Source organism: Aeromonas sp. PrichA-15 (assembly GCF_017939245.1).
Classification (GTDB): Bacteria; Pseudomonadota; Gammaproteobacteria; order Enterobacterales; family Aeromonadaceae; genus Aeromonas; species Aeromonas caviae.
Genome location: NZ_JAGKRH010000281.1, coordinates 1 through 384 on the forward strand (window position 1 = coordinate 1; position 384 = coordinate 384).

The 384-nt window shown below is 47.9% G+C and carries 1 pseudogene; it reads left to right on the forward strand.

Annotated features, from left to right (window positions below):
* Positions 1 to 133: pseudogene (locus tag J9889_RS21010) on the forward strand (IS4 family transposase); the annotation flags it as partial.
* Positions 134 to 384 lie beyond the last annotated feature (251 nt).

Genomic DNA, 384 nt, shown 5'->3' on the forward strand with positions numbered 1-384 from the left:
TGCGTGGCAGGAAATAACAGAGAAGTTGGAGTGGGCAATGGTGTATTTATCCAAAAACGGCAAAAAGAGTAGGCAGAGAAAATCCAAGCAAAACAACACGTTAGACGGTATTATTAATTCGCTTGCCGCTTAAGGTTCTGTACATGGGTGCTTGCTAAGACCCGTGCGTTCATCCCGCTCCTGGCTGAACCCTGGGAACAAGTATTCCGGTTTGAGATAGGCAAAGGGATCAAGCTGGCCTAAATAGCTGTTCCGAATAGTAGATCACCGGAGGAAGGGAACTCAGTCCAGTTTGTGCGATCTGATTAGTCGCTAAACAAAACAAGCCACACCCAAAGGACTGAGTTGATGCCTATCCTACCACCTCTGCCACGACCACAACGG